The organism is Pseudomonas sp. MYb118 (assembly GCF_040947875.1).
Classification (GTDB): Bacteria; Pseudomonadota; Gammaproteobacteria; order Pseudomonadales; family Pseudomonadaceae; genus Aquipseudomonas.
In genome coordinates this window covers 342,385-358,180 of the sequence record NZ_JBFRXN010000002.1, presented here as the reverse complement: position 1 = coordinate 358,180, position 15,796 = coordinate 342,385, and the positions used below count along the sequence as shown (strand labels likewise).

Annotated in this window: 17 protein-coding genes and 1 tRNA gene; 16 read left to right on the top strand and 2 right to left on the bottom strand. The window is 59.9% G+C overall.

What is annotated here, in order from left to right:
* Positions 1 to 37 precede the first annotated feature (37 nt).
* From aspS to nadA, 16 genes are all read left to right on the top strand, one after another.
* On the top strand, positions 38 to 1,813 hold the full coding sequence (gene aspS, locus ABVN20_RS07455; protein ID WP_368554923.1) for an aspartate--tRNA ligase: 1,776 nt from the start codon (positions 38 to 40) through the stop codon (positions 1,811 to 1,813).
* A gap of 138 nt (positions 1,814 to 1,951) precedes the next feature.
* Complete coding sequence (locus tag ABVN20_RS07450; protein ID WP_368554922.1) at positions 1,952 to 2,698, top strand: YebC/PmpR family DNA-binding transcriptional regulator; 747 nt, start codon at positions 1,952 to 1,954, stop codon at positions 2,696 to 2,698.
* 154 nt (positions 2,699 to 2,852) lie between these two features.
* Complete coding sequence (ruvC, locus tag ABVN20_RS07445) at positions 2,853 to 3,377, top strand: crossover junction endodeoxyribonuclease RuvC (protein WP_368554921.1); 525 nt, start codon at positions 2,853 to 2,855, stop codon at positions 3,375 to 3,377.
* Positions 3,378 to 3,491: 114 nt separating this feature from the next.
* On the top strand, positions 3,492 to 4,106 hold the full coding sequence (gene ruvA / locus ABVN20_RS07440) for a Holliday junction branch migration protein RuvA (RefSeq protein ID WP_368554920.1): 615 nt from the start codon (positions 3,492 to 3,494) through the stop codon (positions 4,104 to 4,106).
* Entirely contained in the window at positions 4,107 to 5,168 is a 1,062-nt protein-coding gene (gene ruvB, locus ABVN20_RS07435) for a Holliday junction branch migration DNA helicase RuvB (protein ID WP_368554919.1), read from the top strand.
* A 127-nt stretch (positions 5,169 to 5,295) separates the two neighbouring features.
* Positions 5,296 to 5,763: a tol-pal system-associated acyl-CoA thioesterase gene (gene ybgC, locus ABVN20_RS07430; protein ID WP_368554918.1), complete on the top strand. Its 468-nt coding sequence runs from the start codon at positions 5,296 to 5,298 to the stop codon at positions 5,761 to 5,763.
* The gene (gene tolQ / locus ABVN20_RS07425) at positions 5,753 to 6,448 is read left to right on the top strand and encodes a protein TolQ (RefSeq protein WP_368554916.1); all 696 of its coding nucleotides are present in this window, start codon (positions 5,753 to 5,755) and stop codon (positions 6,446 to 6,448) included. The genes ybgC and tolQ overlap by 11 nt, the downstream gene beginning before the upstream one ends.
* 23 nt (positions 6,449 to 6,471) lie before the next feature.
* Entirely contained in the window at positions 6,472 to 6,924 is a 453-nt protein-coding gene (tolR, locus tag ABVN20_RS07420) for a protein TolR (protein ID WP_368557678.1), read from the top strand.
* Positions 6,924 to 8,003, top strand: coding sequence for a cell envelope integrity protein TolA (gene tolA, locus ABVN20_RS07415; RefSeq protein WP_368554914.1), 1,080 nt, complete (start codon positions 6,924 to 6,926; stop codon positions 8,001 to 8,003). The genes tolR and tolA overlap by 1 nt, the downstream gene beginning before the upstream one ends.
* Entirely contained in the window at positions 8,000 to 9,301 is a 1,302-nt protein-coding gene (gene tolB, locus ABVN20_RS07410; protein ID WP_368554913.1) for a Tol-Pal system beta propeller repeat protein TolB, read from the top strand. Before tolA ends, tolB begins: the two co-directional genes overlap by 4 nt.
* 52 nt (positions 9,302 to 9,353) lie before the next feature.
* A complete protein-coding gene (gene pal / locus ABVN20_RS07405; protein ID WP_150772357.1) occupies positions 9,354 to 9,851 on the top strand; it encodes a peptidoglycan-associated lipoprotein Pal in 498 nt (165 codons plus the stop codon).
* 6 nt (positions 9,852 to 9,857) lie between these two features.
* A complete protein-coding gene (gene ybgF, locus ABVN20_RS07400; RefSeq protein ID WP_368554911.1) occupies positions 9,858 to 10,703 on the top strand; it encodes a tol-pal system protein YbgF in 846 nt (281 codons plus the stop codon).
* Between the two features lie 165 nt (positions 10,704 to 10,868).
* Positions 10,869 to 11,516: a 7-carboxy-7-deazaguanine synthase QueE gene (gene queE / locus ABVN20_RS07395; RefSeq protein WP_368554910.1), complete on the top strand. Its 648-nt coding sequence runs from the start codon at positions 10,869 to 10,871 to the stop codon at positions 11,514 to 11,516.
* A 1-nt stretch (position 11,517) separates the two neighbouring features.
* Positions 11,518 to 12,210: a 7-cyano-7-deazaguanine synthase QueC gene (gene queC, locus ABVN20_RS07390; protein WP_368554908.1), complete on the top strand. Its 693-nt coding sequence runs from the start codon at positions 11,518 to 11,520 to the stop codon at positions 12,208 to 12,210.
* A gap of 63 nt (positions 12,211 to 12,273) precedes the next feature.
* Positions 12,274 to 12,349 (top strand) — tRNA-Lys (locus tag ABVN20_RS07385).
* A gap of 264 nt (positions 12,350 to 12,613) precedes the next feature.
* Positions 12,614 to 13,672, top strand: a complete 1,059-nt coding sequence (gene nadA / locus ABVN20_RS07380; protein WP_368554907.1) for a quinolinate synthase NadA — start codon at positions 12,614 to 12,616, stop codon at positions 13,670 to 13,672.
* A gap of 956 nt (positions 13,673 to 14,628) precedes the next feature.
* On the opposite strand, the gene ABVN20_RS07375 is transcribed toward nadA, so the two are convergent.
* Together ABVN20_RS07375 and ABVN20_RS07370 are read right to left on the bottom strand one after the other, a co-directional pair.
* Complete coding sequence (locus ABVN20_RS07375) at positions 14,629 to 15,117, bottom strand: RDD family protein (protein WP_368554906.1); 489 nt, start codon at positions 15,115 to 15,117, stop codon at positions 14,629 to 14,631.
* A gap of 96 nt (positions 15,118 to 15,213) precedes the next feature.
* Complete coding sequence (locus ABVN20_RS07370) at positions 15,214 to 15,426, bottom strand: cold-shock protein (RefSeq protein WP_007977299.1); 213 nt, start codon at positions 15,424 to 15,426, stop codon at positions 15,214 to 15,216.
* Positions 15,427 to 15,796 lie beyond the last annotated feature (370 nt).

Genomic DNA, 15,796 nt, shown 5'->3' with positions numbered 1-15,796 from the left:
AACCGAATTTCGAATTACGAGAAGTGAAACCACGACCATGATGCGCAGCCATTATTGCGGCCAACTGAACGAAAGCCTGGACGGCCAGGAAATTACCCTTTGCGGCTGGGTTCACCGTCGCCGTGACCACGGTGGGGTGATTTTCCTCGATATCCGTGATCGTGATGGTCTGGCCCAGGTGGTGTTCGACCCGGATCGCGCCGAGACCTTCGCCGTGGCCGACCGTGTGCGCAGCGAATACGTGGTCAAGGTGACCGGCAAGGTGCGCCTGCGTCCGGCCGGTGCCACCAACGCCAACATGGCGTCGGGCATGATCGAAGTGCTGGGTTATGAGCTGGAAGTGTTGAACGAAGCGGAAACCCCGCCGTTCCCACTGAATGAGTTCTCCGACGTTGGCGAAGAAACCCGCCTACGCTATCGCTTCCTGGACCTGCGTCGTCCGGAAATGGCCGAGAAGCTGCGCCTGCGTTCGCGCATGACCACCAGCATCCGTCGCTATCTGGACGAAAACGGCTTCCTCGACGTCGAGACGCCGATCCTGACTCGTGCCACCCCGGAAGGTGCCCGCGACTATCTGGTGCCAAGCCGTACCCACGCCGGTTCGTTCTTCGCCCTGCCGCAATCGCCACAGCTGTTCAAGCAGCTGCTGATGGTGGCCGGCTTCGACCGTTACTACCAGATCGCCAAGTGCTTCCGCGACGAAGACCTGCGTGCCGACCGTCAGCCTGAATTCACCCAGATCGACATCGAGACCAGCTTCCTCGATGAAAACGAGATCATGGGCCTGACCGAAAACATGATCCGCAACCTGTTCAAGGAAGTGCTGGGTCTGGAATTCGGCGAATTCCCGCACATGACCTTCGAAGAAGCCATGCGTCGCTACGGTTCCGACAAGCCGGACCTGCGTAACCCGCTGGAACTGGTCGATGTCGCCGACCAACTGAAAGACGTGGAATTCAAGGTCTTCAGCGGCCCGGCCAACGACCCGAAATGCCGCGTGACCGCCTTGCGCGTTCCTGGTGCGGCGAGCATGCCGCGCAAGCAGATCGACGACTACACCAAGTTCGTCGGCATCTACGGTGCCAAGGGCCTGGCGTACATCAAGGTCAACGAGCGCGCCAAGGGCGTCGAAGGCCTGCAGTCGCCAATCGTCAAGAACATCCCTGAAGCCAACCTCAACGTGATCCTCGATCGCGTGGGCGCGGTTGACGGCGACATCGTGTTCTTCGGTGCCGACAAGTTCAAGATCGTCAGCGAAGCCCTGGGCGCGCTGCGGATCAAGCTGGGTCACGACCTGAACCTGCTGACCTGCGAGTGGGCACCGATGTGGGTCGTCGACTTCCCGATGTTCGAAGAGAACGAAGACGGCAGCTTCAGCGCCTTGCACCACCCGTTCACCGCGCCGAAGTGCACGCCGGCAGAGCTTGAAGCCAACCCGGCGACCGCGCTGTCCCGTGCCTATGACATGGTTCTGAACGGCACCGAGCTGGGTGGCGGTTCGATCCGTATCCACCGCAAGGAAATGCAACAGGCGGTGTTCCGTCTGCTGGGTATCCAGGAAGCGGAACAGGAAGAGAAATTCGGCTTCCTGCTCGACGCCCTGAAATACGGTGCGCCGCCGCACGGTGGCCTGGCCTTCGGCCTGGACCGTCTGGTGATGCTGATGACCGGCGCCCAGTCGATCCGTGAAGTGATCGCCTTCCCGAAAACCCAGAGCGCTGCCGACGTGATGACGCAGGCTCCAGGTGTGGTCGATGCCAAGGCATTGCGCGAACTGCACATTCGTCTGCGCGAAACGCCAAAAGCCGAGTAAGGCTGACCAGAAGGGCGCATCTTCGGATGCGCCCTTTCTTTATGGGTCCCTTTCTGGATGGGCTCATCGAATTTTTGTTTGCCGGCCGGCGCCTCGGGGCGCGGCGGGCAATGTTTCAAAGAGAAACTGGAGCGAGTTATGGCAGGTCATTCCAAGTGGGCGAACATCAAGCACCGCAAAGAACGTCAGGATGCCAAGAAGGGCAAGATTTTCACCAAGTGGATTCGTGAGCTGACCGTCGCTGCCCGCCAGGGTGGCGGTGATCCGGGTTCCAACCCGCGTCTGCGCCTGGCCCTGGACAAGGCGCTGGGGGCGAACATGAGCCGCGACATCATTGATCGCGCCATCGCTCGCGGTGCCGGTGCGGCCGACACCGACGACATGGTCGAGCTGACCTATGAAGGTTACGGCCCGGGCGGCGTGGCGGTGATGGTCGAGTGCATGACCGACAACCGCAACCGTACCGCGGCGGCCGTGCGTCACGCGTTCAGCAAGTGCGGCGGCAACCTGGGTACCGACGGTTCCGTGGCCTACCTGTTCGAGCGCAAGGGGCAGATTTCCTTCGCACCGGGTGTCGATGAAGATGCGCTGATGGAAGCGGCGATGGACGCCGATGCCGATGACGTGGTGACCAACGAAGATGGCTCCATCGACGTGTTCACCTCGTTCGCCGGTTTCTACGCGGTGCGCAACGCCCTGGAAGCCGCCGGCTTCAAGGGTGACGACGCGGAAATCGTCATGCTGCCGACCACCAGCGCCGAGCTGGACCTGGAAGGCGCCGAGAAGGTGCTCAAGCTGATCGACATGCTCGAGGACCTCGACGACGTGCAGAACGTCTACTCCAACGCGGACATCCCTGAAGACGTGGCTGCGCAGCTGGGCTGAAAACACCCTGAACCTACTGTGGGAGCGAGCCTGCTCGCGATGCGGCCTGTCAGCCAGCATTAATGTGACTGACAAACCACATCGCGAGCAGGCTCGCTCCCACAGTTGTTATGTGTTGTATTTGATATCGACCACCACTGATCCCGAATTCGTTATGACTTTAATCCTAGGCATCGACCCCGGTTCGCGCATCACCGGTTACGGCGTCGTCCGCGACACCGGTCGTGGCTGCGTCTACGTGGCTTCCGGTTGCATCCGCACCGGTGCCGGCGAGCTGCATGAACGCCTGCAAATCGTCTACCGTGGGGTGCGCGAGATCATCCAGACCTACGGTCCGGTGACCATGGGCATCGAGCGGGTGTTCATGGCGCGCAACGCCGACTCTGCCCTCAAACTGGGGCAGGCCCGCGGTGCCGCCATCGTCGCCGGGGCTGAAGAAAACCTGGAAATCGCCGAATACACCGCGACCCAGGTCAAGCAGGCGGTGGTGGGCACGGGTGCCGCCAACAAGGAGCAGGTGCAGATGATGGTCATGCACATGCTCAAGCTGACCAGCAAACCGCAGATCGACGCCTCCGACGCCCTGGCCATCGCCATTTGCCATGCCCACACCCGTGCCAGTCTGTTGCCCCACGGCCTGGGCACCGCACGCAGTCGTGGCGGACGCCTGCGTCTCTGATAGCATCAGCAGTCAATTTTGCCGAATGAGGGTTTCGCGCCTGTGTCGCCGGCGTGAAACCCTTGTTCCGTCAGTCGCCAGTACCCTGCTGGCCAATGCTCAAGGATCTGTAACGTGATTGGACGCTTGCGCGGCACCCTGGCTGAGAAACAGCCGCCGCACCTGATTCTCGATGTAAACGGTCTGGGCTATGAGCTGGAAGTGCCCATGACCACCTTGTATCGCCTGCCGTCGGTCGGTGAACCGCTGACGTTGCACACCCATTTGGTCGTACGGGAAGACGCGCAGTTACTCTATGGCTTCGCCAGCAAGCGCGAGCGAGACTTTTTCCGTGAGTTGATCCGTCTCAATGGTGTGGGGCCGAAACTGGCGCTGGCCTTGATGTCGAGCCTGGAAGTCGATGAACTGGTACGTTGCGTGCAGTCCCAGGACACCTCGGCGCTGACCAAGGTGCCAGGTGTGGGCAAGAAAACCGCCGAGCGCCTGTTGGTGGAACTCAAGGACCGCTTCAAGGCCTGGGAAACCGTGCCGGCGATGTTCGCCCTGGTGCCGAACCAGCCGGGCGGACCGGACGTCGAGCCGGTCGCCAGCGCCGAAACCGACGCGGTCAGCGCGCTGATCTCCCTGGGCTACAAGCCGCAGGAGGCCAGCAAGGCCGTTTCGGCGATCAAGGAGAAAGGTTTGAGCAGTGAAGACATGATTCGTCGTGCCCTGAAGGGAATGATCTAAGTGATTGAAGCCGATCGACTGATTACCGCTACGCCTGGCCCTCGCGAGCGCGAGGAAGTCCAGGACCGGGCGATTCGTCCTGTCAGCCTGGCGGATTACATTGGCCAGCCGACGGTTCGCGAGCAGATGGAGCTGTTCATCCAGGCCGCCCGTGGCCGCAACGAATCCCTGGACCACACACTGATCTTCGGCCCGCCGGGCCTGGGCAAGACCACCCTGGCGAACATCATCGCCCAGGAAATGGGCGTTTCGATCAAGAGCACCTCGGGGCCGGTCCTGGAGCGTCCGGGCGACCTCGCCGCGTTGCTGACCAATCTCGAACCTCACGACGTGCTGTTCATTGACGAAATCCACCGGTTGTCGCCGATCGTCGAAGAAGTGCTGTACCCGGCCATGGAAGACTTCCAGCTGGACATCATGATTGGCGAAGGTCCGGCTGCCCGCTCGATCAAGCTCGACCTGCCGCCCTTCACCCTGGTGGGGGCGACGACCCGCGCCGGCATGCTGACCAACCCGCTGCGTGACCGCTTCGGCATCGTCCAGCGCCTGGAGTTCTACAACAACGCCGACCTGTCGACGATCGTCAGTCGCTCGGCGACCATCCTCGGTTTGCCTCTGGACCCGGACGGGGCTTTCGAAATCGCCCGCCGCGCCCGCGGCACGCCGCGGATTGCCAACCGGCTGCTGCGCCGGGTGCGCGATTTCGCCGAAGTGCGCGGCAAGGGCCACATTACCAAGCCGGTCGCCGACCTGGCGTTGAACCTGCTGGACGTCGACGAGCGTGGTTTCGATCATCAGGACCGGCGCCTGCTGTTGACCATGATCGAGAAGTTCGACGGCGGGCCGGTGGGGGTCGACAGCCTGGCAGCAGCCATCAGCGAAGAGCGCCACACCATCGAAGACGTGCTGGAGCCGTACCTGATTCAACAGGGCTACATCATGCGCACGCCCCGGGGGCGGGTGGTCACGCGCCACGCCTACCTGCATTTTGGCTTAAACATTCCGTCACGATTGGGCGAAATGCCTGTGGTAGACGAGTTCCTTGATGGCGCTGATGATTAATTAACGTTTGCGTGCTGATTTTTCGGGCATTGTGCTGTCCTAGGACGGTACTTTTGCCGGCAGAGCCGCAGAACCATGAAAAACAGTTGCCTGGCCGATTGGCAACCCGAGGAGTAAGCACTAGAGTATGCGCGCGCAAAACGGGCTTGGGCCGTTCGCACATCGTTGTCGCGTTTATTACGAGGACACCGATGCCGGCGGCATCGTGTATTACGTTAATTACCTCAAGTTTATGGAACGGGCTCGAACCGAGCGGCTCCGGGAACTGGGCTTTGCCCAATCCCAGCTGGCCGGGGAGGACCTGTTGTTCGTCGTGCATTCCAGCGAAGCGCGCTACCACGCGCCGGCGCGACTGGACGACGAACTGCTGGTAAGCGCTGAAGTAATCGAATTGAACCGTGCCAGCCTGCGCTTTAAACAGCAGGTCAGGCGGGCTGCGGATGATGTGCTGCTCTGCGAAGGGCAGTTCCTGGTGGCCTGTGTGCGCACCAACAGCTTGAAACCCCGGGCCATTCCCGAAACTCTACGTACGGCCTTTGCCGGCGTGAGCGGCGCGGGTACACACTCAACGCAGGAGATAAAGCGTGGAAGCTAACGTCGTCGACCATTCCTCCATGTGGAGCCTGGTCAGCAATGCCAGTATCGTGGTGCAACTGGTGATGCTGACCCTGGTAGCCGCATCGGTGACCTCATGGATCATGATTTTTCAGCGCAGCAACCTGCTGCGCGCCGGTCGACGTGCCCTGGAGAGCTTTGAAGAGCGCTTCTGGTCCGGTATCGACCTGTCCAAACTGTACCGCCAGGCCGGCAGCAACCCGGACCCGGATTCGGGTGTCGAGCAGATCTTCCGTGCCGGTTTCAAGGAATTCTCCCGTCTGCGCCAGCAACCAGGCGTTGACCCGGAAGCGGTCATGGAAGGCGTGGCCCGTGCCATGCGCGTCGCCATCTCCCGCGAGGAAGAAAAGCTCGAGCAGAGCCTGCCGTTCCTGGCCACTGTGGGTTCCGTGAGCCCGTACATCGGTCTGTTCGGTACCGTCTGGGGGATCATGAACTCCTTCCGTGGCCTGGCGACTGCCCAGCAGGCGACCCTGGCCACCGTGGCTCCGGGTATCGCCGAAGCCCTGATCGCCACCGCGATCGGTCTGTTCGCGGCCATCCCGGCCGTTATCGCCTACAACCGTTTCTCCGCCCGCAGCGAAACGCTGATCGGCCGCTACTACACCTTCGCCGACGAATTCCAGGCGATCCTGCACCGCAAAGTGCACACCAGCGAAGACTGAGCAGGTAATTTCCAATGGCTTTAATCGCTCGAGCCCGAAACAAGCGCAAGCCGGTCGCCGAGATGAACGTGGTGCCTTACATCGACGTGATGCTGGTACTGCTGGTCATTTTCATGGTGACCGCGCCGATGCTCAATCAGGGCGTGAAGGTCGATCTGCCCAAGGTTTCCAGCGAAGCCTTGCCGCAGGACAACAACACCCAGGTCCTGACCATTTCGATCAAGGCTGACAAGACCTACTACTGGAACCTTGGCAGCGAAGTCGATACCGAGAAACAGCAGGATCGCGCCATGACCCTGTCGCAGATGACCGATGCGGTGACCAAGATCATTCGTAACGGCAACGAAGGCGGCAAGCACACCCAGGTGTTCATCCGTGGAGACAAGAGCGTCGACTACGGCGCCGTCATGGGGGCGATGGGCGGGTTGCAGAAAGCCGGGGTCGGTAACGTTGGTCTGATTACCGAGGCGCCCTGATGCAGCAACAGCGAGAGCCAACAGCCTCGGAAAGCTACTTCTGGCCCAGTGTCTGGGCGATCTGCTTGCACGTGCTGGTTTTTGGCATGTTGTTCGTCAGTTTCGCCTTCACGCCTGAGCTGCCGCCGGCCAAGCCGATTGTCCAGGCGACCTTGTACCAACTGAAATCCAAGAGTCAGGCAACCACCCAGACCAATCAGAAGATTGCGGGTGAAGCGAAGAAATCCGCCGCGCGCCAGACCGAAGTCGAGCAGATGGAACAGAAGAAGGTCGAGCAGGAAGCGATAAAGGCTGCGGAACAAAAGAAAGAAGAAGCGGCTCAAAAGGCCGAGGAAGCCAAGAAGGCCGACGAGTCGAAGAAAGCGGAAGAGGCGAAAAAGGCTGATGAAGCCAAGAAAGCCGATGAAGCGAAGAAGGCTGCCGAAGCCAAGAAGGCAGAAGAGAAACAATTGGCTGATATAGCCAAGAAGAAATCTGAAGAAGAAGCCAAGAAGGCTGCTGAAGAAGAGGCCAAGAAAAAAGCCGAAGAAGAAGCGAAGAAAAAGATCGTCGAAGACGCGAAGAAGAAAGCCGCGGAAGACGCCAAGAAGAAAGCTGAAGCTGAAGAGGCGAAGAAGAAAGTCGCCGAAGACGCGAAGAAGAAAGCTGCTGCCGATGCTGCGAAGAAGAAAGCGCAGGACGCGGCACGTAAATCCGCCGAGGATAAAAAGGCTCAGGCCCTCGCCGATTTGCTTTCCGACACGCCGCAGCGCCAGCAGGCCTTGGCGGACGAGCAGGGTGACGAAGTCGCCGGCAGTTTCGATGACCTGATTCGCGCTCGTGCAGCGGAAGGCTGGGCTCGCCCACCGTCGGCGCGCAAGGGCATGACAGTGGTGCTGCAGATCGGCATGTTGCCGGACGGTACGGTGACCTCGGTCAGCGTGGCCAAGTCCAGTGGCGACGGTCCGTTCGACGCATCGGCTGTGGCAGCGGTGAAGAATATTGGTCGTTTGACAGAAATGCAGGGAATGAAGCCGAGCGATTTCGCTCCGTATCGTTCGTTCAAGATGACATTTACACCTGAGGATCTAGCCTTGTGAGAAACCTTCTTCGAGGAATGCTGGTCGCGATCTGCTGCATGGCGGGTCTGGCGATGGCAGATGAGAAAAACATCCTGGTCACCAGCGGCAGTGACCGGGCCACCCCGATCGCTGTCGTGCCTTTCGGCAACCAGGGCGGCAGCGTGCTGCCGGACGACATGGCCGAGATCATCGGTAACGACCTGCGCAACTCGGGTTACTACGCGCCGATTCCGAAGCAGAACATGATCAGCCAGCCGAGCCAGGCCAGCGAAATCATCTTCCGTGACTTCAAGGCGCTGGGCGCCCAGTACGTCATGGTCGGCAGCATCGCTCCGGCGGGCGGTCGCCTGCAGGTGCAGTACGCTCTGTTCAACGTCGCCACCGAGCAGCAAGTGCTGACCGGCAGCGTGTCGGGCGGCGTCGATCAACTGCGCGATATGGCGCACTACATCTCCGACCAGTCGTTCGAAAAACTCACCGGCATCAAGGGTGCGTTCTCCACGCGTCTGCTGTACGTGACGGCTGAGCGCTTCTCCGAGAAGAACACCCGTTACACCCTGCAACGTTCGGACTATGACGGCGCCCGCGCCGTGACCCTGCTGCAATCGCGCGAGCCGATCCTGTCGCCGCGTTTCGCACCGGACGGCAAGCGCATTGCGTACGTGTCGTTCGAGCAGAAGCGTCCTCGCATCTTCATGCAGAACATCGACACCGGTCGCCGTGAGCAACTGACCAACTTCGAAGGCCTGAACGGTGCACCTGCCTGGTCTCCGGATGGCAATCGCCTGGCGTTCGTGCTGTCCAAGGACGGCAACCCGGACATCTATGTGATGAACCTGGGCTCGCGTCAGATCACCCGTGTCACCGCAGGTCCCGGCATCAACACCGAACCGTTCTGGGGCAAGGATGGCTCGACCATCTACTTCACCTCCGACCGTGGCGGCAAGCCGCAGATCTACAAAACCAGCGTGGGTGGTGGCGGCGCCGAGCGTGTCACTTTCGTCGGTAACTACAACGCCAACCCGAAACTGTCGGCGGATGAAAAGACCCTGGTCATGATCCATCGCCAGGATGGTTTCACCAATTTCAAAGTGGCGGCCCAGGATCTTCAGCGAGGAAGTGTAAAAATCCTCACTGATAGCACTCTGGACGAGTCGCCTACTGTTGCGCCCAACGGCACCATGGTAATCTACGCCACCCGCCAGCAGGGCCGGGGAGTCTTGATGCTCGTGTCCATTAATGGACGCGTAAGGCTCCCGCTTCCTACCGCACAAGGCGAAGTCAGAGAACCTTCCTGGTCCCCTTACCTGAACTGACGCGGCGCTTTACGTTTTACTTAACACACTGGGGTTCATTAGGAGTTTCACGATGGAAATGCTGAAGTTTGGTAAATTTGCTGCGCTGGCTCTGGCCATGGCCGTAGCTGTAGGTTGCTCGTCCAAAGGCGGCGACAACGCCGGTGAAGGCGCTGTTGATCCAAACGCTGGTTACGGCGCTAACACTGGTGCTGTTGACGGCTCCCTGAGCGAAGAAGCTGCTCTGCGCGCAATCACCACCTTCTACTTCGAATACGACAGCTCGGACCTGAAGCCAGAAGCCATGCGCTCCCTGGACGTTCACGCCAAAGACCTGAAAGCAAACGGCGCTCGCGTTGTTCTGGAAGGCAACACCGACGAACGTGGTACTCGTGAGTACAACATGGCACTGGGCGAGCGTCGTGCGAAAGCCGTTCAGCGCTACCTGGTACTGCAAGGTGTTTCCCCAGCTCAGCTGGAACTGGTTTCCTACGGCGAAGAGCGTCCAGTTGCTACCGGCAACGACGAGCAGTCCTGGGCTCAAAACCGTCGCGTCGAACTGCGTAAGTAATTCGATATGCGAACTTGCCGTCGTGCTGTAACTATTTTGGCTCTCAGCCTCGCGCCGCTTGCGGCGTGGGCTGCGGTTCCTGTGGTCGATAATGACTCCGGCTATGACAATAGCGGGAGCAATTCTCCGCCAGCGGGTTACGGTACGAACGGCGCCTATGCCGGGGGAGGGGTTACGGCCCCTGCCTCGGCACAGGGCATGCTGTTCAATCAGCTGCAACAAATGCAGGATCAGATTTCGCGTCAGCAGGGCGTGATTGAAGAGCTGCAGAACCAAGTTTCGCGCATGAAGCAGGAATCCCTGGAGCGATACCAGGATCTTGATCGGCGCATAGGATCCGGTGTTGCACCTGCCGCGACTCCTGAGAATTCTTCCACCGGCGGCGACTTGAACGCCCCCGGCGCCGCAGCCGGCGCAGGTGCGGGAGCGGCAGCCGCTGCTACCCAGGCGCCCGCCGCAGGCAGCGAACCGGCTGATCCGGCCAAGGAAAAGCTGTATTACGATGCAGCCTTCGACCTGATCAAGGCCAAGGATTTCGACAAGGCCAGCCAGGCCTTCAGCGCTTTCCTGCGTAAGTACCCGAACAGCCAGTACGCCGGCAACGCCCAGTACTGGTTGGGTGAAGTGAACCTGGCCAAGGGTGATCTGCAGGGTGCAGGTCAGGCGTTCGCCAAGGTTTCGCAGCTGTACCCCAAGCACAACAAGGTGCCTGACTCGCTGTACAAGCTGGCTGATGTAGAACGCCGCCTCGGTCATCCGGACAAGGTAAAAGGTATTTTGCAACAGGTTGTGTCCCAGTATCCGGGCACTTCCGCCGCTCAGTTGGCTCAACGCGATCTGCAACGCATGTAAGGTTGCTTGACCCGATTTGAAGAAACCCGCGCCTGTCGCGGGTTTTTTCGTTAGAATTCACGCCCTTTTATGAAACACGCTTCTTGGGATCTACGCGTTGGCGGGGTTGCTTGAAGTGCCTGACGGAGGCGGACAGCCTGTTTAGCTGTTACGCCCGTGGCGACTATGCAAGACACATTGAGAATCACCGAAGTTTTCTACTCGTTGCAGGGGGAAACGCGGACTGCCGGGCTGCCCACTGTTTTTGTGCGCCTGACCGGTTGCCCGTTGCGTTGCCAATACTGCGACAGCGCCTATGCCTTCTCTGGCGGCACCGTGCGCACCCTCGACGATATCCTCGAGCAGGTTGCCGGTTTTCGCCCGCGCTACGTCTGTGTCACCGGCGGCGAGCCGTTGGCGCAACCCAATGCCATCCCGTTGCTCAAGCAGTTGTGCGACCTGGGCTACCAGGTGTCGCTGGAAACCAGCGGTGCCCTGGATATTTCGGCGGTCGATCCGCGGGTCAGCCGGGTTGTCGACCTCAAAACCCCGGATTCCAAGGAATCGCACCGCAACCGCTACGAGAATATCGAGCTGCTCACTCCCAACGATCAGGTGAAGTTTGTCATCTGCTCGCGGGAGGACTATGACTGGGCCGTCTCCAAGCTGATCCAGTACGGTCTGGAGCGGCGTGCCGGTGAGGTGCTGTTCTCGCCCAGCCACCACGACTTGAATGCCCGTGACCTGGCCGATTGGGTGGTGGCGGACAACCTGCCTGTGCGCATGCAATTGCAACTGCATAAATATCTTTGGAACGACGAGCCGGGGCGCTGACATGACTGAACCAACCAACACTGTGCAAAAACGTGCGGTCATCCTGCTGTCCGGTGGCCTGGACTCGGCAACGGTCGTGGCCATGGCTCGGGCGCAGGGCTACGCGTGCTACACCATGAGCTTCGACTACGGCCAGCGTTCCCATGCGGAGCTGCATGCCGCCGAGCGCGTCGCCCGTGACCTCGGTGTGATCGAGCACAAGGTCATCGGCTTGAACCTCAATGGCATGGGCGGTTCGGCGTTGACCGACACCAGCATCGACATCCCGGAAGAGGCGGGCGAGGGCATTCCGGTGACCTACGTGCCTGCACGCAACACGGTGTTTCTGTCCCTGGCCCTGGGCTGGGCCGAAGTGCTCGGCGCCCGTGACATCTTCATCGGCGTCAATGCCGTGGATTACTCGGGCTACCCGGACTGCCGTCCCGAGTTCGTCGAGGCGTTCGAGCGCATGGCCAACCTGGCCACCAAGGCCGGTGTCGAAGGCAACGGTTTCCGCATCCAGGCGCCTTTGCAGAACATGAGCAAGGCGCAGATCGTCGAGGCGGGGGTGAAGCTCGGCGTCGACTACGGCCTGACCGTTTCCTGCTACCAGGCCGACAATAGCGGGCGCGCCTGCGGTAAATGCGACAGCTGCCGACTGCGTGCAGAAGGCTTCGCCGCGGCCGGAATCAGCGACCCAACACCTTATTTTTGATTATTTTCAAATAAGGTGTTGATTAGTCTATAAAAATCAGTATTATACGCGCCACCACACAGCGGGTCGTTAGCTCAGTTGGTAGAGCAGTTGGCTTTTAACCAATTGGTCGTAGGTTCGAATCCCACACGACCCACCATTTTTAGCAGTTTTAAAAGTCTGGAAGGCCCACGAAAGTGAGGATTTCCGGATTTTTTTTTGCCCGCGATTTATGGTCTGCCCGGCCCAGGGCTGCACCGCATGACACAAGTCAGAATGATCTTTTGCATCCTGCGGATATTCTGTAGCCTTGCCCAGCTTCACCGTGCCTGATGAATACCCACTTTCCCGGCGGTGCCCTGAAGGGTCCGGAGCCGGGTGTATACTCGACTTTCGCGCGAATGCGCCTGCAGGTCTTGCGAACATGACGCAAATTTCCGAACGCCTTCTGGTTCAAGCCCACCTCGATGCCAAGCAGCCCAAGCCGCTGTCGGCCGAGGAAGAGGCTTACTACCGTGCTGCCATCGCTGCCGAGCTCAAGGCTCAGGATGCGGTGCTGGTGGCCCACTTCTATTGTGATCCGATCATCCAGGCGCTGGCCGAGGAAACCGGGGGCTGCGTCTCCGACTCGCTGGAGATGGCCCGCTTCGGCAACGCGCACCCGGCCAAGACGGTCGTGGTCGCTGGCGTCAAGTTCATGGGCGAAACCGCCAAGATCCTCAACCCCGAGAAGCGCGTGCTGATGCCGACGCTGGAGGCCACCTGCTCGCTGGACCTGGGTTGCCCGGTGGACGAGTTCTCGGCGTTCTGCGACCAGCACCCGGAACGCACCGTGGTGGTCTATGCCAACACCTCGGCGGCGGTCAAGGCGCGGGCGGACTGGGTGGTGACGTCCAGTTGCGCACTGGAAATCGTCGAAAGCCTGATGGACAACGGCGAAACGATCATCTGGGGCCCGGACAAGCACCTGGGCACCTACATCCAGCGCAAGACCGGCGCGGACATGCTGCTGTGGGACGGTGCCTGCATCGTTCACGAAGAGTTCAAGTCCAAGCAGCTCGAAGACATGAAGGCGTTGTACCCGGATGCAGCCATCCTCGTGCACCCGGAATCGCCGACCTCGGTGATCGAACTGGCCGATGCGGTCGGCTCGACCAGCCAATTGATTGCAGCGGCGCAAACCCTGCCGAACAAGACCCTGATCGTGGCCACCGATCGCGGCATCTTCTACAAGATGCAGCAGCTGTGCCCGGACAAGGTCTTCATCGAGGCACCAACAGCCGGTAACGGCGCGGCGTGCCGCAGTTGCGCGCATTGCCCATGGATGGCGATGAACACGCTGGAACGCACCCTCAAGAGCTTGAAGGAAGGCGCCAACGAAATCTTCGTCGACCCGGCGCTGATCCCCCAGGCAATCCGCCCACTCAAGCGCATGCTCGACTTCACCCAGGCAGCCCGGATGAAACTGGCGGGTAACGCCTGACACCGCCTCGCGAGCAGGCTCGCTCCCACAGAAGATCAACCCCCTGTAGGAGCGAGCATGCTCGCGATGGCGGCACATCAGCCATATCAATGCCGGCTGACATACCGCATCGCGAGCAAGCCCGCTCCCACAGAAAATCAAGATCAAAAGGCGAGCACGGCCCACTGTAGGAGCGAGCATGCTCGCGATGGTAGTCCAGGCACCGCAGGCATTCAGACAACCCGCGTCATCGTTGACGACCATCGCGAGCAAGCCCGCTCCCACAGAAAATCAAGATCAAAAGCCGAGCACGACCCCTGTAGGAGCGAGCTTGCTCGCGATGGCGGCGTATCAGCCATATCAATGCCGGCTGACACACCGCATCGCGAGCAGGCTCGCTCCCACAGAAACAGAAACCGAGCCACGATCCCACAGGCGCCGCAGATTGCCCCGTCGGAAGGCCGAGTGGAGGTTCTGCGCAGTGGGCAACCCGGCATGGATGCCGGGTTAGCCGCCCTCGGCCATGGATGGCCGATGGCGGCGGGCCCACGGAGCAGGACCGGAGCGAGGGAACCCGGAGCGTCAGCGAAGGGCCGTACGTCAGGGGCGGGGCGTTTTGGTTACTTTGGCGCGACAAAGTAACCCGCCGTAAGGGCGGAACCTTAGGCGGCCGTGACCGCAGCAATGGATATGTACGCCTTGAGGCAGCCATCGCGAGCAAGCTCGCTCCTACAGGGCTCCGAAGTCACCCGCCGTAAGGGCGGAACCTTAGGCGGCCGTGACCGCAGCAATGGATATGTACGCCTTGAGGCAGCCATCGCGAGCAAGCTCGCTCCTACAGGGCTCCGAAGTCACCCGCCGTAAGGGCGGAACCTTAAGCGGCCGTTACCACAGAAACAGATATGTACACCGGAAGGCCGCCATCGCGGGCAAGCCCGCTCCCACAGAAAATCAAAATCGGCAGGAGCGGTCGGGAATTACTTCTTCTGCTTGGGAATCCGCACCAATTCAGTGCCCGAGTACATGTCGTGCCAGCTGCGTTTTTGCTTGTCGAACAGCGACCAGACAAACCCCAGCCCCACGCACAGCCACGAAGCAATCGACACGATAAAGCGCAGCAACGCCTGCCACAGACTGATGGACGAGCCGTCAGCGTTCTGAACGCGGATACACCACACCTGCATGCCCAGGGTCTGGCCGGACATGGTCCAGAACTTGGCAAAGAACCCGAACAGCACAAACAGCAGCACCGTCGACAGCAGCGGGTCGCCATCCAGTGCGCCGGCTTCGGTGAGGGTGCGCATGCGGTCTTCGCCGATGATCGCCATCTGGATCATCTTGTACACGCCGCTGGTCACGATCAGCAGGGCGGTGCACAGCAGGAAGTCATAGAACATCGCTGCCAGGCGACGACCCAGGGTCGCGGCAGGAAAATCGCCCTGTGGTTTGAGCAGGTGTTTGGGCATGACAGGGTTCCCTGAAAAAAAGAAGCCCATTTTACGGATTTGCGCGCACAAAAAAGCCCCTGATGTCAGCATCAGGGGCTTTTTCGTTACAGAAGTTTAGGCTTCTGCTTGTACTTCGTCAGCCTGCATGCCTTTCTGGCCTTGCACGGCGATGAAGGTCACTTTCTGGCCTTCTTTCAGGCTCTTGAAGCCGTTGCCCTGAATAGCGCGGAAATGTACGAACAGATCCGGACCGCTTTCTGGAGTGATAAAACCAAAACCTTTCTCGTCGTTAAACCACTTGACGGTACCGCTCTGACGTTGGGACATTTCTTATTTCCTTTGACGCTAAATTAATGACAGCCTCCTTCTCATGAAAGAGTACTGGGGCTGGTTGCAGGAGAGTAAGAAGACGTCGAACGGGATGTAGCTAACTTGTAGGCTACTGCCCAGGTCACGATTCCAAGCGACCCATGCAAACACAGTGAACAAACTTTACGCCAACTACGGGAGAAAAAACAAGCCCTGTGAGAGGCCCGGTTTTGCTCGGGTTGATGGCGTTAGTCGTCCACTAGTGCCTGCTTATTCGAGGATGTTGTTCAATCGTTTTCGATCGTTATAAGCAACGTTCATAAACGAAGGTAACTCTCGAATAATGCACTGTTTTATGGCGGTTACGTTACACATTAGTGCACTGTTT